The 26,383-nt window shown below is 56.9% G+C and carries 29 protein-coding genes; 28 read left to right on the top strand and 1 reads right to left on the bottom strand.

Features of this window, described 5'->3' with window-relative positions:
• Window positions 1-68: 68 nt before the first annotated feature.
• From KF892_23735 to KF892_23665, 15 genes are all read left to right on the top strand, one after another.
• Window positions 69-530: a hypothetical protein gene (locus tag KF892_23735; protein ID MBX3628041.1), complete on the top strand. Its 462-nt coding sequence runs from the start codon at window positions 69-71 to the stop codon at window positions 528-530.
• 84 nt (window positions 531-614) lie between these two features.
• The gene (locus KF892_23730; GenBank protein ID MBX3628040.1) at window positions 615-1,256 is read left to right on the top strand and encodes a DUF1444 family protein; all 642 of its coding nucleotides are present in this window, start codon (window positions 615-617) and stop codon (window positions 1,254-1,256) included.
• A 2,423-nt stretch (window positions 1,257-3,679) separates the two neighbouring features.
• Entirely contained in the window at window positions 3,680-4,447 is a 768-nt protein-coding gene (locus KF892_23725; GenBank protein ID MBX3628039.1) for a hypothetical protein, read from the top strand.
• Between the two features lie 625 nt (window positions 4,448-5,072).
• Window positions 5,073-5,372, top strand: a complete 300-nt coding sequence (locus KF892_23720; GenBank protein MBX3628038.1) for a type II toxin-antitoxin system RelE/ParE family toxin — start codon at window positions 5,073-5,075, stop codon at window positions 5,370-5,372.
• The gene (locus KF892_23715) at window positions 5,372-5,671 is read left to right on the top strand and encodes a putative addiction module antidote protein (protein MBX3628037.1); all 300 of its coding nucleotides are present in this window, start codon (window positions 5,372-5,374) and stop codon (window positions 5,669-5,671) included. The genes KF892_23720 and KF892_23715 overlap by 1 nt, the downstream gene beginning before the upstream one ends.
• 83 nt (window positions 5,672-5,754) lie before the next feature.
• A complete protein-coding gene (locus KF892_23710) occupies window positions 5,755-6,246 on the top strand; it encodes a hypothetical protein (protein MBX3628036.1) in 492 nt (163 codons plus the stop codon).
• Between the two features lie 92 nt (window positions 6,247-6,338).
• Window positions 6,339-6,797 carry a hypothetical protein gene (locus KF892_23705; GenBank protein ID MBX3628035.1) on the top strand — a complete coding sequence of 153 codons (459 nt, stop codon included), beginning with the start codon at window positions 6,339-6,341 and terminating at the stop codon, window positions 6,795-6,797.
• A gap of 71 nt (window positions 6,798-6,868) precedes the next feature.
• Window positions 6,869-7,291, top strand: a complete 423-nt coding sequence (locus KF892_23700; GenBank protein MBX3628034.1) for a signal peptide prediction — start codon at window positions 6,869-6,871, stop codon at window positions 7,289-7,291.
• A 66-nt stretch (window positions 7,292-7,357) separates the two neighbouring features.
• Complete coding sequence (locus KF892_23695; protein MBX3628033.1) at window positions 7,358-8,035, top strand: hypothetical protein; 678 nt, start codon at window positions 7,358-7,360, stop codon at window positions 8,033-8,035.
• A gap of 2,002 nt (window positions 8,036-10,037) precedes the next feature.
• A complete protein-coding gene (locus KF892_23690; GenBank protein ID MBX3628032.1) occupies window positions 10,038-10,478 on the top strand; it encodes a ribosomal protein L7/L12 in 441 nt (146 codons plus the stop codon).
• A 93-nt stretch (window positions 10,479-10,571) separates the two neighbouring features.
• Window positions 10,572-11,021 (top strand): DUF805 domain-containing protein, encoded by a 450-nt coding sequence (locus KF892_23685; protein MBX3628031.1) that lies wholly within the window; start codon window positions 10,572-10,574, stop codon window positions 11,019-11,021.
• A gap of 472 nt (window positions 11,022-11,493) precedes the next feature.
• Window positions 11,494-11,805, top strand: coding sequence for a hypothetical protein (locus KF892_23680; GenBank protein MBX3628030.1), 312 nt, complete (start codon window positions 11,494-11,496; stop codon window positions 11,803-11,805).
• A 715-nt stretch (window positions 11,806-12,520) separates the two neighbouring features.
• Window positions 12,521-12,979, top strand: a complete 459-nt coding sequence (locus tag KF892_23675; protein MBX3628029.1) for a hypothetical protein — start codon at window positions 12,521-12,523, stop codon at window positions 12,977-12,979.
• A gap of 89 nt (window positions 12,980-13,068) precedes the next feature.
• Window positions 13,069-13,308 (top strand): hypothetical protein, encoded by a 240-nt coding sequence (locus tag KF892_23670; GenBank protein ID MBX3628028.1) that lies wholly within the window; start codon window positions 13,069-13,071, stop codon window positions 13,306-13,308.
• Window positions 13,305-13,592, top strand: coding sequence for a hypothetical protein (locus tag KF892_23665; protein ID MBX3628027.1), 288 nt, complete (start codon window positions 13,305-13,307; stop codon window positions 13,590-13,592). Before KF892_23670 ends, KF892_23665 begins: the two co-directional genes overlap by 4 nt.
• A 78-nt stretch (window positions 13,593-13,670) precedes the next feature.
• Here KF892_23665 and KF892_23660 read toward each other — a convergent pair whose 3' ends face one another.
• Window positions 13,671-14,522 (bottom strand): IS30 family transposase, encoded by an 852-nt coding sequence (locus KF892_23660; GenBank protein ID MBX3628026.1) that lies wholly within the window; start codon window positions 14,520-14,522, stop codon window positions 13,671-13,673.
• Between the two features lie 836 nt (window positions 14,523-15,358).
• Here KF892_23660 and KF892_23655 point away from each other — a divergent pair.
• The 13 genes from KF892_23655 to KF892_23595 all read left to right on the top strand — a co-directional run bounded on the left by KF892_23655 (window position 15,359) and on the right by KF892_23595 (window position 26,374).
• A complete protein-coding gene (locus KF892_23655; GenBank protein ID MBX3628025.1) occupies window positions 15,359-15,853 on the top strand; it encodes a hypothetical protein in 495 nt (164 codons plus the stop codon).
• Between the two features lie 104 nt (window positions 15,854-15,957).
• Window positions 15,958-16,425 (top strand): GIY-YIG nuclease family protein, encoded by a 468-nt coding sequence (locus KF892_23650; GenBank protein ID MBX3628024.1) that lies wholly within the window; start codon window positions 15,958-15,960, stop codon window positions 16,423-16,425.
• Window positions 16,426-16,613: 188 nt separating this feature from the next.
• Window positions 16,614-17,048 (top strand): DUF1304 family protein, encoded by a 435-nt coding sequence (locus KF892_23645; GenBank protein MBX3628023.1) that lies wholly within the window; start codon window positions 16,614-16,616, stop codon window positions 17,046-17,048.
• A 177-nt stretch (window positions 17,049-17,225) separates the two neighbouring features.
• Window positions 17,226-18,227: a hypothetical protein gene (locus KF892_23640; protein MBX3628022.1), complete on the top strand. Its 1,002-nt coding sequence runs from the start codon at window positions 17,226-17,228 to the stop codon at window positions 18,225-18,227.
• Between the two features lie 67 nt (window positions 18,228-18,294).
• On the top strand, window positions 18,295-18,696 hold the full coding sequence (locus KF892_23635; protein ID MBX3628021.1) for a hypothetical protein: 402 nt from the start codon (window positions 18,295-18,297) through the stop codon (window positions 18,694-18,696).
• 583 nt (window positions 18,697-19,279) lie between these two features.
• A complete protein-coding gene (locus KF892_23630) occupies window positions 19,280-19,606 on the top strand; it encodes a hypothetical protein (GenBank protein ID MBX3628020.1) in 327 nt (108 codons plus the stop codon).
• Window positions 19,607-19,765: 159 nt separating this feature from the next.
• Window positions 19,766-20,785 (top strand): IS30 family transposase, encoded by a 1,020-nt coding sequence (locus KF892_23625; GenBank protein ID MBX3628019.1) that lies wholly within the window; start codon window positions 19,766-19,768, stop codon window positions 20,783-20,785.
• A 374-nt stretch (window positions 20,786-21,159) separates the two neighbouring features.
• Entirely contained in the window at window positions 21,160-21,378 is a 219-nt protein-coding gene (locus KF892_23620) for a hypothetical protein (protein ID MBX3628018.1), read from the top strand.
• Window positions 21,379-21,824: 446 nt separating this feature from the next.
• A complete protein-coding gene (locus tag KF892_23615) occupies window positions 21,825-22,295 on the top strand; it encodes a hypothetical protein (protein MBX3628017.1) in 471 nt (156 codons plus the stop codon).
• A 520-nt stretch (window positions 22,296-22,815) separates the two neighbouring features.
• On the top strand, window positions 22,816-23,277 hold the full coding sequence (locus tag KF892_23610) for a hypothetical protein (protein ID MBX3628016.1): 462 nt from the start codon (window positions 22,816-22,818) through the stop codon (window positions 23,275-23,277).
• A 622-nt stretch (window positions 23,278-23,899) separates the two neighbouring features.
• Entirely contained in the window at window positions 23,900-24,358 is a 459-nt protein-coding gene (locus KF892_23605) for a hypothetical protein (GenBank protein ID MBX3628015.1), read from the top strand.
• A gap of 608 nt (window positions 24,359-24,966) precedes the next feature.
• Window positions 24,967-25,434: a hypothetical protein gene (locus KF892_23600; protein ID MBX3628014.1), complete on the top strand. Its 468-nt coding sequence runs from the start codon at window positions 24,967-24,969 to the stop codon at window positions 25,432-25,434.
• Between the two features lie 439 nt (window positions 25,435-25,873).
• On the top strand, window positions 25,874-26,374 hold the full coding sequence (locus KF892_23595) for a GNAT family N-acetyltransferase (protein MBX3628013.1): 501 nt from the start codon (window positions 25,874-25,876) through the stop codon (window positions 26,372-26,374).
• Window positions 26,375-26,383: the final 9 nt, after the last annotated feature.

The raw sequence follows: 26,383 nt of genomic DNA, 5'->3' as shown, positions 1-26,383 counted from the left end.
CCCTTCCATCGAGAGGACATGCCCCGGCAAGCCGGGTCATGCCTCTCATGTCAAACGTTAGCTGGCACATGAGAGTTCATCGCGTTGACTTCACTGGCGCCATTCTGGAGCGTGGCTTCTGGCTCTACGCATGGCGTATTACCAGTGGAGAAGAGGTGGCCTTCTATGTGGGCCGAACTGGAGACAGTTCATCCAAGTTCGCCGCATCACCATTCGCGCGCCTTGGGCAACACTTAGATGTCCGCCCAAAAGCCTCTGCAAACATGCTTTTGCGTCATGTAAGAAAACTGGGGTTCGAGCCACTCAACTGCAAGTATGAGTTGGTGGCCTTTGGCCCACTCTTTCCAGAGCAAGCAACTCTAGAGTTGCATAGGGTTCATCGCGACCGCATCGCTCCGCTAGAAACTGCTCTGGCAGGTCTACTGAAGGCAAGAGGTTTCCGCGTTGTAGGTAGCCACGGTTCCAAGGGAACGGCCGAACCTGCGTTGCTCAATGAAATCGAGAACGCGTTCAACCGAGAGTTTTCATAAAGTGCCAGCTAACCCTTCCATCGAGAGGACGTCGCCCGGCAAGCCGGGCGCCGCCTCTCATGTCAAACGTTAGGCGTCAGTGAAATGCTCAAGCACCTATCAAGTATGTTCAGCAAGCGCCAAGCACAAGAGTCTCAGCCGAAGAAGGCTGAGCTTGACATAGCCCTCTCTGAGCAAGACAAAGAACTAGTCGTTCCTATGATCAAGGCAATCGTTGGCCCGGGAGCCCCAGCAGAAGGAACTGAACTCCATCTGTCCTTTGAACAATCGCCTATTAGCAGGCCATTCGCCGCGGACATGATCGTGATGTACGCCCTAAACAGACCAAGCCATCTTGAGTACATCTCAAACGAGATTGCATCTGCTACGGGACTGGACAGCGAGAGCATCCACGAACTAGCAATCAAGAATCTCCCGTCGCACCTAGGAGAAGTTCTGCTTCATGACTGCGGGGAGGGAATCTACGGAATTAGCGCCGGTGGCAACTTTGAAGCAAGCCTACTTCTGCTTGATCAGGTTTGGGAGCAACTGGAAAAGTACTTTCCCGGCGAGCCCTTCGCTGCTGTCCCCTCGCGAGATGTGCTGTTCGTTGTTGGCTCAGATCGCCCGAACGCTCGTGAACTCATCGCTGCGAAAGCACGCATCGATCTTCCTGAAAAGCGCTATGCGATCTCGCAGTCGGTGTTAGTCCGAAGAGAAGGCAAATGGCTTGCGCGGGCAAACTGACGCCTAACCCTTCCATCGAGAGGACATGCCCCGGCAAGCCGGGTCATGCCTCTCATGTCAAACGTTAGGCGCCCGAGATGCCGTCCTGTGCGAAGTGCAACGCCGAGGTGAAAGAAGAAGCAGTAGCTTGTCCTGTCTGCCAGGCAGATCTTTCCGCTGGAAGCCTCTGGCGTTCGAAAGCCCAGCCAATTCAGCCGTTCGTACAGACCGTTCCCGCTTGGCAATGGCTTCTGTATGCCGGTGTCGCCATAGCCTGTGTCGCATATGGCCTCTACGGCTTGTTCACAGGTGAGATGCATCTCCCTGGCAAACGCCGCACCCTTACTCTTCTTGGTCTGTCTGCCACCTTTCTATCGGCAGCACTCATATTCATAGCAACTCACCTCACGCTCTCCCTACTCGGTTATCCAGACCAACAAGATGGCTCCAAGATTCTTAAGGCGCTCTCAAAGTACAGCAAGTACGTCGCGTTCCTCTTGTTTATGCTTGCTGTCCTCATGCCATAAGGAGTAGCCGTTCGTGTCCACGCGTGCGCCTAACCCTTCCATCGAGCTGACATGCCCCGGCAAGCCGGGTCATGCAGCTCATGTCAAACGTTAGGCGTCGCTAAAGGCAAAGCCGTGCCGAGTGGCAAAGATGGCTGGTATTCCCCTTCTCCCGTTTGGCAGGCTTTGGGGTCGATCCAAGAGAGTGTTCTGCCTGCGTTCACCACCGCAATGTGTTTCTCTGTGCCTCGAGCAGATAACCGTGCCTACTCGATGCAGTCGTCGTCAGTCAGTCCTTGGGTTTAGCCGTCGTGGGCGCCCTGCACTGTCCGAGCCATGCCGCGAACCGATGCGCCCTGAAACCACACGCCGGCTAAAGTTGCTCGTCTGGCTGCGCCTTGCTTCCTCGAATGCAGCGCCGCCTAACCCTTCCATCGAGAGGACCAGTCCCGGCAAGCCGGGCCTGGCCTCTCATGTCAAACGTTGAGCATCACGTAGGTCCTACGAGGTCTTGCCGCAATGAGCCTTCGGTCATCGCCTCAAACTCAATTCGCATGCGCGGCTGCCAGGCTTTTGGCTACCACTCGCCTTCTGCCGCCAAAGCTGACCACAGCGCTTGCTAGCTACCGACACAAACAAAGTCAGGAAGGTCAACCTTGTACTACCTCGGCACGCACGCAATGCCATCGACGGGCCGGTAGAGGTCAGTCAGTGGATGGCGCTTCGCGCCGCTTAAGTGGTCAAAAGTTGGGCGCTGCCGCGAAGGGCAGCGCTGCAGCGGCGCGATTTCCTGCGTCTGCGCGGCTGTCACGAGGAACGCAATGCTTGGCAAGGTATGAGCCCATTTCAACGTCCAAAGACAGGGGCGGTTCTTCGCGCTTGGCGGGGCAAGTAGCCATGTCACGCGCGATGCCCAACTATTCCATCGAGAGGACGTCGCCCGGCAAGCCGGGCGCCGCCTCTCATGTCAAACGTTATACGCCTCGCTAGCAGCACATGAGCGTCTGGTCGGTGCCATTCAGAGTCCTGCAGCGCCACTTGGCGGCTACGCTCTGGCATGGCATGCCAGCTCCTGAGCGCCGCCCATCGGGACCGCGGCTGAACGCGCTGCCTCTGGTCGGCGTTCGAGAGCTGGCCTGTGCCTTGCCACCCACGAGAAGGCGTGGTCAGTCGCGGCCGCCCTTTGCTCCCTGCAAGCTGGCTCAGCTTCAAGTTGCTTCTTCATTCCTCAGCCCGTTTGCCTTCGGCGTTGGGGCTGCGTATAACCCGCCCATCGAGAGGACGTCGCCCGGCAGGCCGGGCGCCGCCTCTCATGTAGCACGTTAGGCATCGCCAGTTCACCTGATTAGCAATGATCCTCAGCTACGCAGGGAAAACCCGAATCGCCCCGTCCATAGCCTTCATAGGTAAAACGAAGCCGCGGCCGCCTTCGGCTGAGGTTTGTTGCTAATCAAACCAGTTCAGTTCGAGAGCATCCGTGGTGAATCACCCGTTCCCCCAAAGGCTGCGTCGCAATGCGCTGACGACAACCCTAGTACTTTCCGCTTCAAGCGCCTTTGGGCTATCTCAGTGCCCGCCTGATGCAAGTGCATGCGGAGCAAATCCGTTCTACAGCTTCATCCTGGTTCTGGCAAAGCACTGCGAAGCAGTTGACCCAAAGTACACCGAGCGCTATCAAAGCGTCCTGAAGAAGATGGTCGCCGAGCATCCACAAGCCTACGCCGAGCTTCGATCAAGGTCAGAATTTCAGCGGGCTCAAGCGGAAGCGGAACGAAAGTTGAAAGACACAAAGCCAGAGGAGCTTCGGGAGGCATGTGAACGTTTCTCCAAAGACTAAGCCCCGCAGGAGAGCGATGCCTAACCCTTCCATCGAGAGGACCAGTCCCGGCTAGCCGGGCCTGGCCTCTCATGTCAAACGTTAGACGGCGGAGAAACGAAGTGCGGCGTGCCATCCTTGCGCTGAGCGTCTTAGGTTTCCTTCTATTCGGAGGTTCGCTCTTACTTTCAGTCGTTGATCCGATGCTTGTCGAGCGCGCAGCTCGAGAAGTAATAAAGATCGAAGTCGAGCAGCGAGTCGGAGAAAGAATCGATAGCCTGTCGAATCACCGAATAACCCGCCTAGCAGAACGCTCACTGAGGCAAAACCAAGCAGAAATAGACCGCGCTGAAGCGGCGCTTCGCGAAGACCTTCCCCGCAAAGTCGCAAATGTCATGGCCGACATGCTCAATGCAGACTGCGAATGCCGGAAGCGGCTGGTCCTGAGCGCACACAGATCTCAAGTCGAAGAGCTCTCCTCGCTGTCTCAGATTCGCGAGAAGCTCACCTCTCTCATAGAGTCCACCTACGCATCTGTAGCGCAAAGCTTGATGCGCGAGTTCCGCATCTTCACCGCGGCCAATGCAGTCGCGTTTGGTTTGCTCGGCCTCATCACAGTCGTGCGCAGGAGAGTTGGTCTGCAGCTGGCTTTGCCCTCAGTGGTTCTGATCGGAGCCGTGGCAATCACAGGCAGCCTCTATCTGTTCAATCAGAATTGGTTGCATACGGTGATCTTCGGCCAATACGTCGGCCTGGCATACATAGTCTATTTGGCTGGAGTAGCGTTTCTGCTGGCAGACATCGCATTCAATCGGGCGCGCATCACGACGCAGATGGTCAATGCTGCAACCTCGGCTTTGGGCTCGTCTTTGGCAGTTGTTCCATGCTGAAGCCGCCGCCTAACCCTTCCATCGAGAGGACGTCGCCCGGCAAGCCGGTCGCCGCCTCTCATGTCAAACGTTAGGCCGCACATGGAGCCTTCACGCAACATGATCGAGTGCGAAATCTGGGTCGATATCGAATGCAAGGTCGAAACCGGTGCACGCGACGTCCTTTGCACTGTCTTTGCACGGCATTCATTTCCAATCCGCCCACTCATGGGCGAAACACTCTCCTACCATCCTGCAAGAGAGTCGAAGCACAGTTTCAGTTTGGCAATGGCATGGGGGCCTATGCCCGCAAACGGCGCATCAGTGGAGATACAAGAGATCTCCCACTATCGCGGCCCGCTCGCAGAAGCGAGCGGGTTCAAGACTTCACTGCGCTGTTCTCCGATCGCTGTGCCTTCGATCGATGACGCGAGGTCACTCGTGGCATTCCTAGTCGCAGAGCACGGCTTTGAAGTCGATCCGTATGGAGTAAACAGACTGCACGGCGGTAAGAGTGCGGCCTAACCCTTCCATCGAGAGGACCCGCCCCGGCAAGCCGGGTCGGGCCTCTCATGTCAAACGTTGGGCGTCACGAAGTGGCAAATCTGCCGCTTGACAAGCGTATCCATATAGATACAGTCTTGGCATGTTCACGATACGTCAAACCGAAGAGTTCCAAGACTGGCTTGATGGCCTCAAAGACGTAAAGGCGCAGTTGCGCATCGTCGCAAGGCTGCGATTGGCAGAAGCAGGAAACCTTGGCGACTGGAAGCCCATAGGTGGCGAGGTATCGGAGATGCGTGTCGCATTCGGGCCAGGCTATCGCCTGTACTTCACGAAACGCCAGAACATCCTCATCGTCATGCTCGCTGGCGGTGATAAGTCAACCCAGGCAAGAGATATCAAGCGGGCTCAAAAGATCTTGCAGCAGTTGGAGCTTGAATGATGAGTACCTCTAAAGCCAAAGCAAAACTTCTCCCGTTTGATGCGGCTCGCTACCTCACGGACGAAGATGCGATTGCCGAGTACATGACTGCGGTGCTGGAAACAGAAGACACCGATCTTCTTCTCCTGGCGCTCAGCGATATCGCTCGAGCCAAAGGCATGGCGCAGGTCGCCAAAGATGCTGGGCTTGGCCGCGAGAGTCTCTACAAGGCTCTTGCTCCGGGGGCTAAGCCGCGCCTTGACACCATTCTTAAGGTTGCCCGCGCGCTCGGGGTCAAGTTCTCAGCGCATCCCGCGTGACGCCCAACCCTTCCATCGAGAGGACGCTGCCCGGCAAGCCGGTCAGCGCCTCTCATGTCAAACGTTAGAGCGCACCAGAACACATGGCCGACATCTTCTCGTACTCCTTCTCGCTTACGCCACCAAAGCCAAAGCTCTACGAGTACGCCTATGGCGAGTTCGAGCTGAGCCTTCCGCTTCACTGGAAGCAAATACCGAACGCAGAGCAGTACACAGTCAACTTTCACTCGGATGAGTTGAAGGCAGGGATCACTATCTCGGCTGATTTCTACGCGATACCAGAAGACAAAGCGCTGCTGCTAGCGGAGAAGAATGTTGCGAGCCGGATCGAAGCCCTGGAGAAGACATCCGCAAAATTGGATGTCTTCCACAAGACCATAAAGCCACACTCTGGTGGCGTCGGCCTGGAGATGTCGCTCGCAGCTGAAGTACCTGGCGAGTACGTATATATCTATCTCGGTTACGTCACTTCTCGGAAGATCCTGAACTTCACACTCGTCTGCAAGCCAAACAGGCAGGCTGCTTCAGAGCTGTTCAACGAGATCGTCCCGAACTTCCGTCCGCTACTGCCATAGGTTCGCGGGAAGTGCGCTCTAACCCTTCCATCGAGAGGACTCGCCCCGGCAAGCCGGGGCGAGCCTCTCATGTCAAACGTTAGGCGCTGCAAATGCCGCTTCGCAAGGTCGTTTATGAGAGAGCGGGGCGAGCTTCAGAGCTAGCTCAACTGCTTGAGTACGAAATTGGTACTGCGTTGCTGGCGCTCGATGGCATTCAAACGGGCAGCTACCTAGCTCCAAACGCTGATGAATACACTCGACTTCGCGCTGAGCTTGAAAGCAAAACCCTCGGTCAGTCTCTAAGGCGCCTGAAAGATCAGTTAAGCCTACAAACAGATATCGAAGCCGAGCTAACTGAAGCACTCCGAGTAAGAAACCACCTTGCTCATCATTTCTTTCGACAGCACGGCCTCGCAATGCTGGAGGAAGACGGTCAGAAGAAGATGATCCAAGAACTCGATGAATGTATTGCTGCACTACACACCGCCTATACGTCGGCCGGGCATGTTGCGCACTCCATCGTCGCCAAACTGCATGAACTCAGAGCCATTTCGAATGGCAGCGCCTAACCCTTCCATCGAGAGGACCAGTCCCGGCAAGCCGGGCCTGGCCTCTCATGTCAAACGTTAGACGCCGCTGAATGCAATGGCTCCGAGTCGCGAAGCTGCTTTGGGCACTCCCTTGCTCGCTTGTCGGGCTGATTTTGGCCACCTTGCCATTGGCCCTCGGCGGCAGCGCCAAGGTCGTGTCTGGCGCGCTGGAAGTCACCTATCGCCAGCACCTGGCCAGTTGCGGCAAGCTCGCTCTTAGTCTGCCATTCACGGGCATCGTCTTCGGCCATGTCATCCTGGCCGTCACACAGGAAGAACTCAGTCGCATAGGTCCGCATGAGAGAGTTCACGTCGAGCAATATGAGCGCTGGGGGCCAGCCTTCTTCGTCGCGTATCCGGCTTCAAGCCTTTGGCAGCTCATGCGGGGCCGCGACCCATACTGGTACAACTACTTTGAGGTTCAGGCTCGTCTGCGAAGCGCCGAGCTACATCGGCCGAGCGGCGGCGCCTAACCCTTCCATCGAGAGGACCCGCCCCGGCAAGCCGGGTCGGGCCTCTCATGTCAAACGTTAGGCGCCATGCAAATGGATTGGCATGAGCACTTCAGCGGTTGGTTTGAAGCAACGGGACGACCTGGTCCAACCGCGCATCTTCGACTAGCGGCCGCGCGCAAGCGCGTGCAGACAAACACGCCGGCCGATTGGCAGTGGCTGTCTGACGCGCTGGCTGACCCAGCTCGGAAGGTTTTCGTGGCACTCGTGTTCAAGCTGCAACCCGTGCCAAAGAGACTTCTAACGCCGTTCTTGCATGCAGCAGTTCTGGAGCGCAATCCAAGTCGAAATCGAATCTTCGTCGAACCCTGTGTTCGCTCGTGGGGCGGTCGCGAAATCAATCGGCGCCTGCTCCGGCATCTTCAGAATGGTTCGAACGAAGAAAAGGCCGGTGCAGCGAGCGCTTTCTATTGGGCACAGGGCAACCCGAGATGCGAAGACCTCAGTCAATTGCGCAGCAGCATCCGTAGCGCGCTTCTTCGTGAGTTCGTGTCCAACGAAGACGTTTCGGTCCGTCAACGTATCGTTCCTCTGCTTCGCCTTGACGTGTCTGCTTATCCTGTTGAAGAGCATTCGTTGATAGCCGAAGCGATAGCGCTTGCTCGTGCACATCCAGATGAATACATCCGCCACCGCATCGAGGTTCAGTTGGGGGCCGGGGGTCCATTCAAGCCAATTCCTGGCGCGCGGCCCCATGGCGCCTAACCCTTCCATCGAGAGGACGTCACAAGGGCTGCGCCCTTGCGCCGCCTCTCATGTCAAACGTTATACGCCTCGCTAGAAGCACATGAGCGTGTGGTCCGTGCCCTTCGCAGTTCAGCAGCGCCACTTGGCGGCCACGCTCTGGCATGGCATGCCACTGCCTGAGCGCCGCCCATCGGGACCACGGCTGAACGCGCTGCCTCTGGGCGGCGTTCCAGAGCTGGCCTGTGCTTTGGCACCTACGAGAAGGCGAGGTCAGTCGCGGCCGCCCTTTGCTTCCTGCAGGCTGGCTCAGCTTCGAGTTGCTTCTTCTTCCTCCAGCCCGTTTGCCTTCGGCGTTGGGGCTGCGTATAACCAGCCCATCGAGAGGACGTCGCCCGGCAAGCCGGGCGCCGCCTCTCATGTAGCACGTTATACGCCTCGCTAGAAGCACATGAGCGTGTGGTCGGTGCACTTCGGAGTTCAGCAGCGCCACTTGGCGGCCACGCTCTGGCATGGCATGCCACTACCTGAGCGCCGCCCATCGGGACCGCGGCTGAACGCGCTGCCTCTGGGCGGCGTTCGAGAGCTGGCCTGTGCTGTGCCAGCTACGAGAAGGCGTGGTCAGTCGCGGCCGCCCTTTGCTCCCGGCCGGCTGGCTCAGCTTCGAGTTGCGTCTTCATTCTTCAGCCCTTTTGCCTTCGGCGTTGGGGCTGCGTATAACCCGCCCATCGAGAGGACGTCGCCCGGCAGGCCGGGCGCCGCCTCTCATGTAGCACGTTAGGCCTCCGATGTCCGGATTTGGTGCCGAGTTTCTCCACTGCGCCGACTGCGAAGAACGATGGTTCTTCGGACCAGCGGCGCGCTATCGAACGCCGGAGCTTGAAGCCCAAGGCTCATGCTCAGTTGTTCTGAAGGACCGGATTTGGTGCTGGCAGTGTGAATTGCCTAGGTACGCTGAACGCATCCCGTCAGCAACAGAGTTTCATAGAGCCTCTGCCATTCGCCGCCTTCCGGACGTGAACCTTCCAGAGAACCTAGAAGATGAACTTCTAGAAGTGGATGATGCTGACTTCGAGTTCTTATTCACTCATCTCGGCAATCGCAGTCAAAGAGGTCAATGCCTCCATTGCGGCGGCACGTCCTTTCTACGGCTCCAGGTAGCGGTAGATGTTGTGACCAATCTTCTCCATCCTCTCTGCGGTGGGCGTCTCTACTTTCACAAAGTCTTCTTCACTGGCCACAGCAACAATCCGAAGCATGTTTTCCGTTGGTTGGCGCCGAATGGTCAGTGCCTAAATCCCGATGAAGATCTTGGCGCGTAGGCCTAACCCTTCCATCGAGAGGACTCGCCCCGGCAAGCCGGGTCGAGCCTCTCATGTCAAACGTTAGGCGTCTGAATGGCGCCGACAATCACTAACCTACCGAATGAGTCTGCCAAACGAAATCTGGGCTGCCATCCTCGGCGCACTACTGGGTGCGTGGATTACCTACCGCTTCGCTCTAAAGCTTGCCGATCGGAACTTTGAACACCTGCGTGAGATATCGCGGCTCGAAGCTCGGAGAGCTGCCGCAAGAGACCTGGTAGACGCATTCGCTCCTGAGTTGTCCACTCTCCGATCGGGCACAGAGATGATCGGAGATGCAATGGATCTCTTGCGGGCAGCATACAAAGAACGCCACTCCAAAGCAGTCACTGTCTTTTCCCACTACCTGAAACCAGAGCAGCAAGAGGCGTTTCAACGCGATTGGCTTAGGCACTGCTATGGCAGCGCCGAGAGTGGCGAGCCAAACTCGCCAGATGATGAAGACGGTCTCTGTATGCCGCACGACGATCTTCTGTATCTTCATTTCAGCGATGAGTGGCGAGAAAAAGAAGGCCCTGGATCACGAACTCGGGCCGTCCAAAGTATGGAGACGCTCCTTTCCTATGCACGAGACGCCTAACCCTTCCATCGAGAGGACTTGTCCCGGCAAGCCGGGCCAAGCCTCTCATGTCAAACGTTAGAGCGCATCAATCGCGGTATTGAAGATGCAACCCACTCACCACACCGTTCCGCCCGAAGTACTGGCCGCAATTGATCGTGGAAACAAGATCGAGGCCATCAAGCTGCTGCGAGACGCAACCGGTCTAGGTCTGAAAGAAGCCAAAGATGCGGTCGAGCAGATTGAAGCGGGCGGCCCGCTGGTCCTCGCGCAGAAGACTACCAAGGCAACGGGCAGCGAAGTAGTTGCTAGCGCCCTGCAGCAAGGCAACAAGCTCGAAGCTATCCGCTTGTATCGGGAGCAGAAGGGTGTGGGGCTAAAAGAAGCGAAAGATGCCATCGAGGCAATGCTGGAAGGCCAGCAAATCACCGCTTCGGGTCTCTCGCCAGGCGAAGTCAAGAGTTCCGCCGGCCTCATGTGGTTTGCGGTTGCCCTGGTCGTCGGCGTCGCAGCTGCCTACTTCTACTTTCGGCAGAGCTAGCGCGGTGCACAAAATGCGCTCTAACCCTTCCATCGAGAGGACGCTTTCCGGCCTACGGCCTCCAAGCGCCTCTCATGTCAAACGTTAGAGCGCATGCAGAACAGAATCGGCGCGGGCACATATCTTCTGGTCATGTCCGCGAGCGTCATCGCTTGGTCTGCACTGACTTCTTTCGTATGCACGAACTTGAGTGCTCAAGGCCTCTTCACACTAGCGACGGTGAACTGGTGGGTGTCACTCTTTGGGTTTGTACTTGGCTCCGTCTTTTACTACCTGTCCGCCGCTCGGCTCCGTGATCTCAATCTTCCGAGTTGGTCAGTAAGGCTCCTCGCATTCCCACTGTTTGGCGTCATCGTCTTGCCAGTCTTGTGCTTTCTCTCTGGTCAAAGATGGGAAAACGACTACGGGAAACCACGACAACCATCGGGCGTTCTGAAGATTCTCATAGCGCTCTGCCTCTTCTTCATAGCAGTAGCCATGTCCTATTCAGCCCTGCTCGCCTACTATGAAGTTCGCCGCGAGTTATCCACCAATGCGCTCTAACCCTTCCATCGAGAGGACTCGCCCCGGCAAGCCGGGTCGAGCCTCTCATGTCAAACGTTAGACGGCATTGAAGATGCAACCGTGCGCCCATGTTGAGGTCGAGTTCCACACTGTTGGCGCCGGTCGCCGCACAAGTGCTCCTGCCTCCAACGGAAAGTACCGACCACACTTCAAGGTCACGCCTGGCGCCGCGCCTCTTGGTGTTTGCTTTGTCGGCAACTCCGAAATCCACCTTGGCACGTTATGCGAGGCCACAGTAGTCATGTTGTATCCCGGTGTCGACTATTCAGCGCTCAAACCGGGCGTGGCCTTCGACATCTGCGAAGGTCCAACCGTAGTTGGGCGCGGCATGGTCAAAGCATTGGCTTCCTGGGACGAGAATGCCGCCTAACCCTTCCATCGAGCTGACGTGCCCCGGCAAGCCGGGTCACGCAGCTCATGTCAAACGTTAGGCATCGCAAGTCAGAACGCCATGTACTACATCCAATACGAAGTCACACCTGCGCCCGATAGTGAGCACTTCTCAAGTGTTGGCGGTGCCTTCGCGAATTGTTTTGTCGCTGCTGATTCTGTTGAGAAGGCAACTGAGCTCGCACTACAAAACTTCAAAGACAACGGTTGGCTTGTACTCGGCATTGAAGAGGAGCCAGTTTTTACCGAGCGAGATGATTACCTAGATCAACCAGAATGGCTCAAATGGTTTGACCTGGCGGTCGCAGAAGGCGAGTGCTACGTTTTCAATGAGTGGCCAGTAGAAGCACAAGAAGATGATGAGATTCACTAGACCATCGAATCAGAAGGCATCACGCTCATCGCTATAAGATCCACAGCACTGCGATCTAGGCACACCGTCGGTAAAACAAGCGATGCCTAACCCTTCCATCGAGAGGACCTGCCCCGGCAAGCCGGGTCAGGCCTCTCATGTCAAACGTTAGGCATCGCATGAGCCGCAGCAGAGTAGTTCGCAACGTACTAGTCGCTTTTGCCTTGGCCGGTGGGTTTGTTCTTCTCGCGGCAGCCATGTCCTGGGGCTACTACTCCGAAGGAGTTGGCCACTACGCTGCTATCGCTCTAGCCAGCCCATTCATGATCGCAAACCAAGTGAGCACTGGAGCCACCGGAACTGCCATCGCCTTTGCAATCTACTTCATGTTCAGCTTGTTGCTAGTTTCGCTAGTCAGCAAATGGTCAAAGCGTTGAATCCGATGCTCGGCACCTCCCCAGTCACCTCCCACAAAGGCGCGGCCTGCTCGTTTCCAATACAAGCTCTGCGCAAAAGCGCAAAGCCAAATGCAAGAGGCCGTGCAGGCACCAGCTGCTACGCAGCACGTGCCGGTGAATTCGGCTTGTTTGCCGGCGGTTCCATCCAACGCAAAATGCAATCAGGCCGTGGCGTGCGAGCAGCGCTGCCTAACCCTTCCATCGAGAGGACCCGCCCCGGCAAGCCGGGTCGGGCCTCTCATGTCAAACGTTAGATATCGCATCTCACTACGTCACAGATGAATCGCGATCTGCTTTGGGTTGGCATAGCGCTTAGCGTCACATTTGGCGGCGCATATCTGAATGAGAGGTACAACCTCGCCAATCCCGAGATGGAGAAGAAACTTGTTGGCTGCTGGGCAGGGTCGACAGGAAGCGGATCGTTCATGTCTGGAGCCTCCGTCCTCCAGTTCAACGCCGATGGAACATTCAGCGAGACTGGAATCGAGAGGTTCTTAGACAAGCCCAAGTTCGTTAGCGGCGCAGGCAGCTGGAAACTGCACAAAGACAGGCTTACGCTGAGCTACGAGGAGTCAACGGCGACGGTTCTATTCCCGCGGGCTCGCCAGTCGCTCAAGCTTGTAGTCGCGGAAGTCACGGAAACCTCGATCACAGCAAAGACCGACTACTCTGTGTCCTTCCCCTACAACCTCTCTCGTTTCCCCGTTCGAGATGGTGCTTGCAAGGTTCAGTCGTGATTCCTCGCGCAGCGATGTCTAACCCTTCCATCGAGAGGACATGCCCCGGCAAGCCGGGTCATGCCTCTCATGTCAAACGTTAGACGCCTATGACTCATCGCCGCGAAGTGCTGCTCTATGCTGCAGCCAATGAGGTTGGCTTGCCAATCGAGTTCGCAAAGTTGCTGGCGGCGGAATGTCCTTGGCTAGACGGACATGAAGAAATCAACGAGGACTTTGGGCCAGACCTGCTCGTCGAGCAATTCACAAAGCAGAACGTCTCACGCAGTCAAGTGAAAGACTTTCTCTACGCTTACAACGCCCGCGTTCGAGCTCACTCGGAGTCATGAAGTACTACCTTTACTGCTCATCTGGCAATTCTTTAGGGCTTGATGAGTACATCGGCTACTTCGAGAACGATGGCGAAGGCTACTGCGTTCGCTATGTAGAGATTGGTTCCACTGGAGCCGCGCTCCGCTATAGCGAAGGCAAGGCCGCAGACAAGTACGCTCAGCTTCCCGAAGGCAAGTGGGTGGATAGCGAGGCGGCGAAAGCGGAATACGGGCACTGCATCAAAATCTCTAAAGAGCTCTTCGAGACGGTGTGGGCAAAGACAGATTGCGACAACGGCTAGACAGAATTATCAAGACCCAGCGCAAACCGGCAATGCCACTGTCCTGCGAAAGAATCTTGTTCAAACAGGCTCTTGAGTTCAACTTTGAAGTGCAACACCCTGCGGACGGCGGAAGGCTTCCGCCGGTGTTCTAAATGCTAGTCGCTCACGCGGCCGGTTGTTGAGCTCGTTGGCGATCCAGTTGCATTGGGCCTGGGTGAGATTCTTCAAGCACATGCCCTTGGGCAGGTACTGCCGGATCAATCCGTTGGTGTTCTCGTTGGTGCCCCGCTCCCATGAGTGGTAGGGCGTGGCGAAGAAGAACTTCACCCCGAACTGGTCCTGCACGCTCTTGTAGCCGTGGAACTCGGTGCCGTTGTCCAGCGTGATCGTCTTGATCCGGCCTTTCAGGCCGATCACCATGCGAGCCAGTGCCGATGCAGCCTGCTCTGCATTCCTCGCGCTCAGCTTCTTGATCAGCACGTAGCCGGTCACCCGCTCCACCAGCGTCAGGATGCAGTGGCGTCCGTCTGGGCCCATCACGGTGTCGCCTTCGTAGTGCCCAATCTCCTGGCGTAGCTCCACCTCGGGTGGTCGCTCGCTGATGTGGCTCTTGCCCGCCAATAGGCCCCGCGTGGCGGGGCTTCCCCGGTGTTTGCGCCCGATCTTGCTCATGTGCCTGAGGCTGCGCCACAAGTCGCCCCCTCCTAGCCGGTTCTTCCTCACGTAGCGGTAGATCGTCTCGTGGCTGATGGGGCGTCGCCCCAGCCGCTTGCGCCGTCCTGCTATTTGCTGGGGGCTCCAGTAGCGCCTGAGTTGCACCAACAGCCTGGCCCACTCCTGGCGGGTGTACTGGCTCTTCTTGCGGCTCTTGCTTCGCCTGGCCATCGCCTTGCTCTGCGCCTTGCTGGGCCGGTAGAAGCCGTCGTGCACGCTTCGGTTGCGCCACACCTCTCGACTGATCGTCGAAGGTGATCGCCCTAGGCACTTGGCAATCTCTCGCTGGCTGTGCCCTCTGGCCCGCATCCGGGCGATGTTGTACCGTTCATCCTGGGTGAGTTGGTGATACCCCATGTCTGCTACCCCTTCTTGCCGGTTGAGGTGCAGGCAGTATTGCCAGCTCCCCACCTTTTTTGGAGAAGGTGTTGCACTTACTCTGTGAACCCGCGAGGCCTAACCCTTCCATCGAGAGGACATGCCCCGGCAAGCCGGGTCATGCCTCTCATGTCAAACGTTAGGCGCCTGAAATCAGCATATGTGGTCATCACTTCCTTCTTCACACCCACACGAAGCAGAGCGAAGAAGCTGGCTGGAGAAAGCGCATTCCAGTGCCAGAAAGTACTACCCAGTTCAGAATTTCAGTTCCCACTCTCTCCTTTTGCTCATAGACATTGAGCTCGCTTTTAGAGCTGGGGCTTGGCTATCAGTGATAGTCCTTTCCCAAGCATGCATTGAAGCCACATTCCGCCAAATCACTACCGAGAACTACAAGTCACCCGCTATCGAGTTGTTCGGAAGTGACGCGGAGCTCAACTGGCTGAGAGCACTTCGAAATGAGGTTCTGCATGCCGCCGAGCCTGGATCACCATCCCAACTCTGGAAGGAGTCTCCAGACAACATGGTTCGCTGTCACGCAGTACTCGAGCCTGAAGCCAAGAGAGCAGTGGCTTTGGCCTACAAGGCGGTCTATGCAGCAGCAGGCGCCTAACCCTTCCATCGAGAGGACGTCACCCGGCAAGCCGGGCGCCGCCTCTCATGTCAAACGTTAGGCCTCACAAAGCGAACCAATGGGCATCCTTTACACAGTCTGGCCGCTTGATACACAGGCGCAGGAATGGCTACGCTCTCAAGAAATCCCCTTCCCCTCCGGATCTTCGAGATGGCCTACTCGCAAAGAGATTCAAAACACTCTTAGTGCGCTTCGGGGCTTCAAGGTTGAGTACACCGACAACGGCCCGGGGAAGCGCTGGGATGCTTTCGTCAGCGACGAAGAAGAAGACGGAAACTGGACTCTCCTGCACGCCGAGCCGCAGGAAGACGATGAATGCACCCACTTGCACTTCGAAAAAGGCGAACCAACTCTAGTAGTGGCAATCATGCGATCCCTGTCGGAGATCACTGGACCGTTCATGCTGCTTCCTGATATCGGGTGTCCGCCAATGGTTGTATCCATGTCCCAATCTGTAGTCGATACCGTTTCAGACTTCTGCGAAGTTGATCAAGATTCTCCAAAGTGGCAGAGGTTGGTTCTTGGGGCACCAGGTGCAAGTCCGGTCCAGTGAGGCCTAACCCTTCCATCGAGAGGACATGCCCCGGCAAGCCGGGTCATGCCTCTCATGTCAAACGTTAGGCCTAGCTGCAAGTAATCCAACAGAGGGAGATGTCGATGGACATAGAAGTCCGGTGGCTCAAGCCATTTGATCTTGTTCGAAGCAAGTCTGATCTCATTTACGAAATAAGCGGCATCGACTCGGTACCGTCAACACCAGGCGTCTATGTCTTCGCAAGAGCACACGGCGATGTTGTCTGTCCACTCTACGTAGGAAAGGCCGGAGACCTGAGAAAGCGAGTTGAACAGCAGCTCAACAATCTCAAACTCATGCGCGCCATCGAGCGAGCACCAAATGGCTACCGAGTTCTCTACGTCGCAGAGTTTCTTGGCAAAGGCGGCCAGGACGCAATGAAGGCCGTATCCGTCGTTGAGTCAGCATTCATAAGCGCCGCGATGGTCGAGGGTTTCGAGCTCATAAATGTTCAAGGCACAAAGACACTGGCTCACACAATCACCTCCACAGGGAACCGTGAAGCTCGCTCTTGGCTTCCTGAGAGCGTCATACGCTTGAGAAAGGCCTAAAACCCATGCCTGCCACGGCTAGGCCTAACCCTTCCATCGAGAGGACCCGCCCCGGCAAGCCGGGTCGGGCCTCTCATGTCAAACGTTAGGCGCCTGAAAGCGGGATGCCCGCAAGGCTGGAGGCAGGCAGCTCTGCTGATGCCTCCTCGTCTACGATCACCCCAATACCGATACCAAAGGGAGCCTCAATGAATCGTCTAGCCAAAGCACTGGTCTTGTTCGTCATCGTTTTTCATGTGGCGGCCTTTTTCATTGAGGCTTTCTTATGGATGCGCCCCGCAATTTATGAGTTCTCTCTTTCTCGCTTCCAAACAGTGGTGCCACTTGGTCTTCACGAGCAGGCTTTGCTATTGAAGCCCCTCTTCATAAATCAAGGTTTCTATAACCTCTTTCTCGCCACCGCAGGGGTTGCCGGCCTTGTGCTCTTCGCCCAGGAGAAGAAAGAAGCAGGTCTCGCGCTTGTCGGCTACATGTGCGCATCAGCGGTAGGTGCCGGCATCGTTCTGGCGTTTACGAGCATCGCTTACATCGGTGCTCTGCTACAGGCGCTACCCGCCGCTATCGCGCTCGCCGCAATCTTTCGCTCCTCCCCATCGCCAGCCCTGGCAAATGCAGGCGCCTAACCCTTCCATCGAGAGGACCCGCCCCGGCAAGCCGGGTCGGGCCTCTCATGTCAAACGTTAGCCACCTTAGTCAGTATGAGTACACACACCACATGGCTCGATTCGACTCTGCCTCTTCACGCACGCCTTACGCCTGCAGTCATAACAATCCTGCAGAGTGTCCTCCAGTCGAATAGCGTGGAGTACCTTGCGATTACTGGTCGGACCAAAGAGCGCGCAAGTGCCATAGAAAAAATCGCACGAAAAGGCTACTCAGATCCCGGAACCGAACTAACGGATCTGACTGGCATTCGGGTTGTCTTATTTTCAGAAACAGACGTAAAGAAGGCAGGAGATCTAGTTGAGAAGTCCTTCGCAGTTGACAAGGAGAACTCGCTGAACCAAGACGACTTGCTCAACACAAACCAAACCGGATACCGCTCCGTTCATTTTGTCTGCGATCTTGGAAGGGATCGTCGCCCTCTCCCGGAGTTTGACGGTCTTGCAGGTTTGAGATTTGAGATTCAACTGAGAACCGTCTTGCAGCACGCATGGGCAGAGCTATCCCACGACCGGAACTACAAGTTCTCGGGAAAGCTCCCAAGGGAACTCGAACGTCGGCTATACCTTTATGCGGGTCTGCTTGAAATTGCTGACAAGGGCTTTGATGAGCTATCCCGCAGCATTGATGAGTACTCCGCTCAAATCGAAACGAAGTCTGAGCAGGGAGTTCTCAGCACAGAACTCAACTCCATTACGCTAAGGCAGTTCGTCAATACGTGGAGTGAAAACACCGGCGTACCCGTCGAAGATAAGCCAGGCCCGGACGCGTATAGCGATCTCGTCCGCGAACTGAGTCAGTTTGGCATTCAAACATTGGCCGACCTAAACGCTCTAATTCCAAAGCGCTATGTCGAGCTAGCTAAGAAGCGCAGCTACCCGATGACTACATACGGCATCGTGCGGGAATGGATGCTTGCTCATGACTGGCGGCGGTTCGAACGCGACGTCGAGCGAAATTGGATCATCCCCAAAAACGACGCTGATGGTGTTCTTCTCAAAGAACTGCATAAGCCGGAAGAGTTCGCCGAACTTTTGAAGTCTTTTGGCATGAGCTCAAAGATTGCGAAACGCGCAGCAGGCACAAAGAAGCCTGCCGCACGCAAGCGCGTCAGCGCGGCCAAAGCGAAAGGTGGCTAACCCTTCCATCGAGAGGACATGCCCCGGCAAGCCGGGTCATGCCTCTCATGTCAAACGTTAGGCGCTCATGGAACAGCACTCGATCTTTCTCATTGGCGGCGCGGATGATGAAGCAGCCTCGCTCGTCGCGGAAGAAGACGGGGAAGTCTGCAAACTGGCGTGTTCCTACAGAGGAAAGGTCACTACCGCGAGCGCCGATGACTTCTTCGAGGCGCTCTGCCTGATTCGCCAAGAGTTAGAAACCGAAGGGCTCTTACTCTTCTGCTACGGCGGGAGTCTGAATGTCTATCCGTCAGGCATGACAAGGAGCATGGCGAGCGGAAAAGTAGCCTACAAGATGCAAGTTGGAAGACAAGCAACCAAGGAAGACCTAGTGAGCATCTATGCCGAAGGTGCAGATGTCATACCTGCCACGGTCTCCCAGCAACGGGAATTCTTTAATGAGTGGGTCTCCAGCGATCGCGCCTAACCCTTCCATCGAGAGGACGTCACAAGGGCTACGCCCTTGCGCCGCCTCTCATGTCAAACGTTAGGCGGCGGAATTGGCTGGCGCACTGCTCAAAAATTGCAGCACACGAACCGAATCGGGAGGCAAAGTGGTGACGCAGATTCGCTTTAAACGAGATGCCGCATTTTGGCAAGACAAGCTCCGCTCGTACCGAATACTGATTGACGGACAAGACGTCGGATCAATAGGCGAGCGAGCCGAAGTTGATGTCCAAGTTGCACCTGGGGAGAAAAAGGTCCAGTTCAAGATCGATTGGTGCACGTCACCAGTGATCGAAGTAAATGTCCAGGCGGGAGCCACCGAGACAGTCACGTGCGGTCCAAACTCTCATCCTCTCCTAGCGCTCCTGTATGTCACCTTCCTTCGAAAGCGCTACATCTGGGCAAAGCATGGCGCATCCGCCGCCTAACCCTTCCATCGAGAGGACGTCGCCCGGCAAGCCGGGCGCCGCCTCTCATGTCAAACGTTAGGCATCGCAAATTCAGCGCTCTCGCTGAAAGGCTGCTTGGTTTACTCTTTGGGCCGCTTCACTTGCCACGGAGGAATGATGGTTAGCAAAGCTGAACTCAACTCTCTCAATAGCCATGCACAGGAAACCGGCCAACCACCGACATACGAATCAAAAGAAGAAGTGGCCATCCGAGGAGAGGCGCTACAAGAGCCAATTCACTGGAACGGAAGACAGTGGGCTGTCACAAGTTTCGGAATAGAGAAGCGCGACGGCACATATGTGATTGAAGGCAAGCGCGTATGGGAAGAAAACCACGGTCATGGCTGGATTGAGCACATGGCTGAAAAGGACTGGGTTGATTTGCCCGACTTCGCTGAAGCCCTTCGCCTTGCTAGAAGTCGTTGGCCCAAGCCCGCCTAGCCTCAGGCGCCAAGGCAATGCCCACTCCGCACGCGATGCCTAACCCTTCCATCGAGAGGACGTCGCCCGGCAAGCCGGGCGCCGCCTCTCATGTCAAACGTTAGGCATCGCGGCAGTCTCAGATTTGAAGTGCAACACCCGTACCTTAAGGTGCTGCACATGGGAACACACTACAGCCATCTCACAGAATCCGATCGGCTTGCGCTAGACGCCCTGCTCATCCTGGGCCACAGCCAGCGCTCTGCCGCTAGAGTTTTGGGCGTCAGCCCTTCCACCGTCTCTCGCGAGGTCAAGCGTGCCAAGGTCTACGGCTTCGATCGCTACGTCGCGCTCTTCGGCCAGCGAGCCTATGTCGACGCTCGCAAGCGAGCTGGCCGCCTACGCCGCAAGCTGTGCCCTTCTGGGAGCAGCCGCCTCTGGCGTCTGGTCAAGGCGGGCATGCGCCTGCGCCTGTCTCCGCAGCAGATCGCCGGCAGACTCAAGATCATGAACCACCCCGACTACGTCTCTCACGAGACGATCTATTGCGCCATCTACGCTCAGCCCCGTGGCACCTTGCGCACCGAACTGATCAAGATGCTGCGCAGGAGCCGGGCTGGCCGCTTGCCCCGGGCTCGAGGTTCCAAGCGAACCACATTGCCTAATATGACCTCCATCGCCTTGCGCCCGCCAGAGGTCGCCGCCCGCATCACGCCTGGGCACTGGGAGGGTGATCTCATGAAGGGCGCTCGCAACGCTTCTGCCATCGGCACCCTCGTGGAGCGTATCAGTCGCCGCGTCATGCTGGTCAAGCTCGATGACTTCGGCTCTACCTCGGTGCTGGAGGGCTTCACCAGGCGACTGCGTCGCCTGCCCCCTAGCCTGCGCAAGACCCTCACCTATGACCAAGGCAGTGAGATGGCCCAGCACGAAACTCTGGCCAAGCGCCTGCACATGGATATCTTCTTCTGTGATCCGCACAGCCCATGGCAGCGCGGATCCAACGAAAACGCCAACGGCCTCATCCGCGAGTACCTGCCCAAAGGCATGGACCTCAGCACCGTCACGCAGGCTCAGCTCACCGCCATCGAGAACTCTCTCAACAACAGACCTCGCGCTATCCTCGGCTTCCTCACACCTAACGAAGTCTTCGCTCAACTCGAGCTCAACCACATCGCCGGCGTTGCGCTTCAAGCTTGAGACCGCCCACGAGAACTCCTGCGCCGGTCGGTTGCTATCACTTCGGAGTACTTGCCGCCACGGTCGCCAACCTCGGTAGACTGCTTTCTATGGAATGGCTTACCGAACTCCTAAAGCATCTAAAGCTTTCACGCTCTGCCGTGGCAGCGTTGTTCGTTGCAGCGATCACCCTCTATGCCGGCCCTAGGCTTTATCCGGCCTACGTAGATCCAGTCCCGAAGGATTGGTCGTTCGCTGTGGTTGGGTGCCTAGCCTTCTCTGGATCGTTGATGCTTTTTTGGCTGGCATCGAGCATTTGGACTGGGTGTACGCAGGCAGTTGCCGCCTTGTTGGCCTCGCGAAGAGCCAGAAGCCTGACCCAGACAGAGTTTCACATGCTGCTTGGAATGGCAGAGAACCCCAATCAAGTTCTGCATCTAGCGAACGTCGACTATCAGGCAATCGGCAAGTCGAAGCTGGAGGTTATGGCCACCTTGCGTAGCCTGCATGGCAAAGGTCTCGTGCGCGTCAACGAATACGACGACAACCTTGCGTCACTGACGGACAAGGGTCGCGATAGAGCACTGGAAATCCATCGCCAGCGCGCGGCCTAACCCTTCCATCGAGAGGACATGCCCCGGCAAGCCGGGTCATGCCTCTCATGTCAAACGTTAGGCGGCGCTATGGGCCAGAACGCCTCGCTTATAAAAGTTCGGTGGCGCATGGTTTCGGCGGGAGGCAGTGCCACTGCCACGAAGAGCAGGTTCGTGCCTCCGGTCGCCACCGCGATGTTTTCGTCTGAGCATCGAGGCAAAGGCAGTGCTCGCTCGATGCGGGGGTTGTCAGTCAGTCCGAGGTTTAGCCGTCGTGGGCGCCCTGCACCTCCCGAGGCATGCTGCGAACCGATCCGCCTGGAACCCACACGCCGGCTAAAGTTGCTCGCCTGGCGGCGCCCTGCTCGCTCGAATGCGGCGCCGCCTAACCCTTCCATCGAGAGGACGTCGCCCGGCAAGCCGGGCGCCGCCTCTCATGTCAAACGTTAGGCATCAGAGGGAGCGCCGTGCAGAAGATTCATCAGTGGTTAGTGAAGATTGGTCGTTTGGCCATCTCGTCAGACGCTGGCGCTGTCCTCCTGGAGGTAGATTCCGAAGGAGCTCTGGCCTGCCTACTCACACCACAAGACGCGTATGAAGTGGCTGAAATTCTCGCTCTCCATGCAAGAGCAATCTGGGAGAGCGGGACACAGGCGAATGAGTACAAGGCCAGCTATGAGGCCATATCTACTTCAGCCTACCGATGGGAAATGACATCAGGTGAGTTGCTGATATCGGTGGTACCAGAGCAGGCCGCGCTCTCAATCAGCTGCACAGCCGAAAATCCTTGTCACCTGACAGTCGGTCAAGCCGTCGAAATCGTCCAAGTTATCCAACAGCTTTTGGGTCAGCTATCAAAGCCGAGCGCTAGCCAAGTCCCGTCTTCACCAAAGCAGCCGCCGAGTACGGCCGCAAAGAAGCCGTGGTGGAAAATCTGATGCCTAACCCTTCCATCGAGAGGACTCGCCCCGGCAAGCCGGGTCGAGCCTCTCATGTCAAACGTTGAGCATCACGAAGAGTCCGTCGCGTTCTTGCTGCCTATGAGCCTCCGTTCAGCATCGCAAAGCCAATTCGCGTGCGTGGCCGCCGAGCCTTCGAGCACCGCTCGCTGTCTGCCGCCGAAGCTGAACACCGCGCTTGCCACTCACCGACACACTTCCAAGCAAGAAGGCCCGGCCTGTTCCGCTTCGGCGCCAGCGCAACACCGTCAAACGGCCGGTGAATGTCAGTTCGTGGTTGGCGCTTCGCGCCGCTTGAGTAGTCAGCCCTGGGGCGCTGCCAAAGGCAGCGCTGGGCTTGCTCGTCTGTCCAGGCCCGAGCTACGTTCAAGCACACTTTCGCAAGCCTCCCGTCTGGCCAGCCCTGCTCTTCTCCAAGGCGCGATGCTCAACCCTTCCATCGAGAGGACGTCGCCCGGCAAGCCGGGCGCCGCCTCTCATGTCAAACGTTAGCTGGCACATGAGAGTTCATCGCGTTGACTTCACTGGCGCCATTCTGGAGCGTGGCTTCTGGCTCTACGCATGGCGTATTACCAGCGGAGAAGAGGTGGCCTTCTATGTGGGCCGAACTGGAGACAGTTCATCCAAGTTCGCCGCATCACCATTCGCGCGCCTTGGGCAACACTTAGATGTCCGCCCAAAAGCCTCTGCAAACATGCTTTTGCGTCATGTAAGAAAACTGGGGTTCGAGCCACTCAACTGCAAGTATGAGTTGGTGGCCTTTGGCCCACTCTTTCCAGAGCAAGCAACTCTAGAGTTGCATAGGGTTCATCGCGACCGCATCGCTCCGCTAGAAACTGCTCTGGCAGGTCTACTGAAGGCAAGAGGTTTCCGCGTTGTAGGTAGCCACGGTTCCAAGGGAACGGCCGAACCTGCGTTGCTCAGTGAAATCGAGAACGCGTTCAACCGAGAGTTTTCATAAAGTGCCAGCTAACCCTTCCATCGAGAGGACGTCGCCCGGCAAGCCGGGCGCCGCCTCTCATGTCAAACGTTAGGCGGCTCAATGAGTCTCTTCCGCAGCCTCCCTCTCATTTCAGCGTTGGCACTTGCCGCTCAAAGCACATACGCCTCGGAAACAAGGTTCTCAGGCACATGGTCAGTCGACCTGCGAACACAGGAGCAGAAGGCGCAGCGCGCCGAGTGCGGTGAAGCCTCGTTTGTCCTCCATCAAGCGGGCAAGAAAATCACGGGTTCCCACACAATGGCCACTGTCGGTTGCGGCCGCCTCAATGAAGGCGGAGAAGGCACAGTCAAGGGTCACGTCGCTGGCAATCGCGCATACCTTGTCGTCACAAGTGGGCGCAATGGGGCGGTTGTCAAAGGCATTGCCACGCTACGGAACGACGATCTCTATTGGGAAACTACGGAAGAAGTAAAAGCGGGTGAACCCGAAGGCGATTCACCGCTCATCTTCGGAGAAGGGTTGCTCACGCGAGTAAGAAAGTAGCCATGCGACAGGAGCCGCCTAACCCTTCCATCGAGAGGACCCGCCCCGGCAAGCCGGGTCGGGCCTCTCATGTCAAACGTTAGGCCGCACAAACGCCATGAGACGACTCTCTTCGTTCTTGACGCCTTTCACGAAGCGGGTGGTTCCGACTGCGCTCGTTTGCGGTTTTGCAATTGGCGCAGTGGCCACAGCCATATCTGGCAAGGCCTCTATCAGCGCAATGACAGGTTTCGCCGTAGCAATCGTCGGTGTCCTACTTCTCCAGAAGATGCTCGCGTCAGATTTAGCTGACGACGTCATCGATCTTGGGGATTCTTTGCTCATTCGACGCGGCGCAGTAAAAGAAAAGGTCGCTCTGGCAAATCTTCTTAAGGCTGAGTCTTCACTGGCCACAAATCCACCAAGAGTGACTCTGTACTTTGTATCTGCGGGCGCGTTCGGAAAGAACGTGTCCTTTTGTCCTGCAGGTGGCTCCACCATTCCGCTAGCGCCCCATCCTTTCGTAGAAGAGCTCATGCGCCGCGCGGAGCAGGCGCGTGCTAAAAGTGCGGCCTAACCCTTCCATCGAGAGGACCCGCCCCGGCAAGCCGGGTCGGGCCTCTCATGTCAAACGTTAGACCGCACTAGAAGCGTATGCCGCCAATGCCTTCTCAAGTTCCACTACGACTCGTTAGCCTCCCTAGGGTCAAGGTGGTCATCGCCTGGTTGGTCACCGTTCTAGCAGCCTCACCTAGCGCAACCATGGCGGAAGCTCCGCAAGGCTTTGCGTTCAGAGAGTTGTCCGAATGTTCAAAGAAAGATCCCTACACCGCTCCAGATAGCGTCAGCACAAAGCGCATCGGAGCGCGCTTGGTCGTTCTTATAGAAGCGCCCATGAGTTGTTCTAGCCAGGTGGTGCCGAGCGTCGCCTTTGGTCAGCCGAAGTACATATCCATCTCTCTTGAAGAGCGCCAGTCCTCAAGCGGCCCAGTGGCAGCTTGCGCTTGTCTTCGCAGATTCGAGGTCGTACTTGAGAAGCCGGTTCCAAAGGGAACAGTCATCTACTTGGTCCGAGAGGGGGTCGCTCGTGCTCACAAAAGTGCGGCCTAACCCTTCCATCGAGAGGACGCTGCCCGGCAAGCCGGTCAGCGCCTCTCATGTCAAACGTTAGGCATCGCCAATCCCGTGAACGTCCAGTCATACCGCTTCAGCGTACTTAGCTATCAGATCATCGGCGCGGTCTGCGGACTGTTCTTCGCAGGCTGCGCCCTTGGTGCGTTTATGGCGAAGCAATACCCGCCGATCGCGATCTTTGCAATGTTCATCGCAATGGGCATCTACATGGTTGTCGCGGCTGGTCGGTATGAGATTTCGGCCCAGGCGATCACACATCAGAATCCATTTGGCAAATTTCGGATTGCTTGGTCAGAAGTACTAAGAGTTGAAGTTGGCTCACAAGGCAGCGTAGTACTGCATGGCGAAAACAAGCGCTTCGCTCTCGCCCCTCCGGCATCTTGGTCGGGCAGACAAAAGCCGGAGGCCTATGAGCTCTTCCAGAAGCGAATCGAAGAAATTGGTGCAATCGTCTATCCAAGCAACACTGCTGACTACAAGACTCACAAGAATGTTCGCGTTCCAAGAAGCGATGCCTAACCCTTCCATCGAGAGGACCCGCCCCGGCAAGCCGGGTCGGGCCTCTCATGTCAAACGTTAGGCGGCGCTAGAGGCAAAGCCGTGCCGAGTTGCAAAGATGGCTGGCATTGCCTTTCTCCCGTTTGGCAGGCTTCTGGATTCATCCAAGAGAGTGTTCTGCCTGCGTTCGCCACCGCAATGTGTTCCCTGAGCATCGTGCAGATGACCGTGCTTACTCGATGCAGTCGTCGTCAGTCAGTCCTTGGGTTTAGCCGTCGCGGGCGCCCTGCACCGTCCGAGGCATGCTGCGAACCGATGCGCCAGGAACCCACACGCCGGCTAAAGTTGCTCGCCTGGCAGCGCCCTGCTTGCTCGAATGCGGCGCCGCCTAACCCTTCCATCGAGAGGACCCGCCCCGGCAAGCCGGGTCGGGCCTCTCATGTCAAACGTTAGGCCTCACATGGCGCCTGCACTCTCCTACTTCCACGATATTCATGCCAAGGAGTTCGCTCTCGCCGCGAGCAAGAGCAAATCACTTCATCGCGCGTGGGTCCATCCACCAACGACGGAGCAAGAAGCAGAAGATCTCGCCAATCGCAGACAAGGGCCAAACGACTATGGCTACCTGATTCGAGACTACGAAACCGGCAAGATTGCGGGATACATCGAAATCACGAATATTGTTCGTGGTCAGTTTCAAAGCGCCTACCTTGGGTACTACATGTTCAAAGGGTTCGAGCGCCTGGGCTACATGAAGTGGGCTCTACAAACAATCATTTCCCAGAAGGCGTGGAAGGAACTGAAGTTGCACAGGCTGGAAGCAAACATCCAAGTCGGTAATGCCGCATCCATCGCATTGGTTGAATCCCTAGGCTTTCAACAGGAAGGCTATTCGCCAAAGTACCTAAAGATTGGCGGCCGCTGGCGTGATCACGAGCGTTGGGCAATCCTATGCAAGTAGTAGCGGTGC

It is taken from the genome of Rhizobacter sp., assembly GCA_019635355.1.
Classification (GTDB): Bacteria; Pseudomonadota; Gammaproteobacteria; order Burkholderiales; family Burkholderiaceae_C; genus Rhizobacter.
The sequence above is the reverse complement of the archived record's forward strand: the minus strand, read 5'-3'. Positions and strand labels throughout refer to the sequence as shown.

Coding starts and splice junctions, on each gene's coding strand:
- KF892_23735 (MBX3628041.1), top strand. CDS start 69: ATGAGAGTTCATCGCGTTGACTTCACTGGCGCCATTCTGGAGCGTGGC.
- KF892_23730 (MBX3628040.1), top strand. CDS start 615: ATGCTCAAGCACCTATCAAGTATGTTCAGCAAGCGCCAAGCACAAGAG.
- KF892_23720 (MBX3628038.1), top strand. CDS start 5,073: ATGTTCACGATACGTCAAACCGAAGAGTTCCAAGACTGGCTTGATGGC.
- KF892_23715 (MBX3628037.1), top strand. CDS start 5,372: ATGAGTACCTCTAAAGCCAAAGCAAAACTTCTCCCGTTTGATGCGGCT.
- KF892_23710 (MBX3628036.1), top strand. CDS start 5,755: ATGGCCGACATCTTCTCGTACTCCTTCTCGCTTACGCCACCAAAGCCA.
- KF892_23705 (MBX3628035.1), top strand. CDS start 6,339: ATGCCGCTTCGCAAGGTCGTTTATGAGAGAGCGGGGCGAGCTTCAGAG.
- KF892_23700 (MBX3628034.1), top strand. CDS start 6,869: ATGCAATGGCTCCGAGTCGCGAAGCTGCTTTGGGCACTCCCTTGCTCG.
- KF892_23695 (MBX3628033.1), top strand. CDS start 7,358: ATGCAAATGGATTGGCATGAGCACTTCAGCGGTTGGTTTGAAGCAACG.
- KF892_23685 (MBX3628031.1), top strand. CDS start 10,572: ATGCAGAACAGAATCGGCGCGGGCACATATCTTCTGGTCATGTCCGCG.
- KF892_23680 (MBX3628030.1), top strand. CDS start 11,494: ATGTACTACATCCAATACGAAGTCACACCTGCGCCCGATAGTGAGCAC.
- KF892_23675 (MBX3628029.1), top strand. CDS start 12,521: ATGAATCGCGATCTGCTTTGGGTTGGCATAGCGCTTAGCGTCACATTT.
- KF892_23670 (MBX3628028.1), top strand. CDS start 13,069: ATGACTCATCGCCGCGAAGTGCTGCTCTATGCTGCAGCCAATGAGGTT.
- KF892_23665 (MBX3628027.1), top strand. CDS start 13,305: ATGAAGTACTACCTTTACTGCTCATCTGGCAATTCTTTAGGGCTTGAT.
- KF892_23655 (MBX3628025.1), top strand. CDS start 15,359: ATGGGCATCCTTTACACAGTCTGGCCGCTTGATACACAGGCGCAGGAA.
- KF892_23650 (MBX3628024.1), top strand. CDS start 15,958: ATGGACATAGAAGTCCGGTGGCTCAAGCCATTTGATCTTGTTCGAAGC.
- KF892_23645 (MBX3628023.1), top strand. CDS start 16,614: ATGAATCGTCTAGCCAAAGCACTGGTCTTGTTCGTCATCGTTTTTCAT.
- KF892_23635 (MBX3628021.1), top strand. CDS start 18,295: ATGGAACAGCACTCGATCTTTCTCATTGGCGGCGCGGATGATGAAGCA.
- KF892_23630 (MBX3628020.1), top strand. CDS start 19,280: ATGATGGTTAGCAAAGCTGAACTCAACTCTCTCAATAGCCATGCACAG.
- KF892_23625 (MBX3628019.1), top strand. CDS start 19,766: ATGGGAACACACTACAGCCATCTCACAGAATCCGATCGGCTTGCGCTA.
- KF892_23620 (MBX3628018.1), top strand. CDS start 21,160: ATGCTGCTTGGAATGGCAGAGAACCCCAATCAAGTTCTGCATCTAGCG.
- KF892_23610 (MBX3628016.1), top strand. CDS start 22,816: ATGAGAGTTCATCGCGTTGACTTCACTGGCGCCATTCTGGAGCGTGGC.
- KF892_23605 (MBX3628015.1), top strand. CDS start 23,900: ATGAGACGACTCTCTTCGTTCTTGACGCCTTTCACGAAGCGGGTGGTT.
- KF892_23595 (MBX3628013.1), top strand. CDS start 25,874: ATGGCGCCTGCACTCTCCTACTTCCACGATATTCATGCCAAGGAGTTC.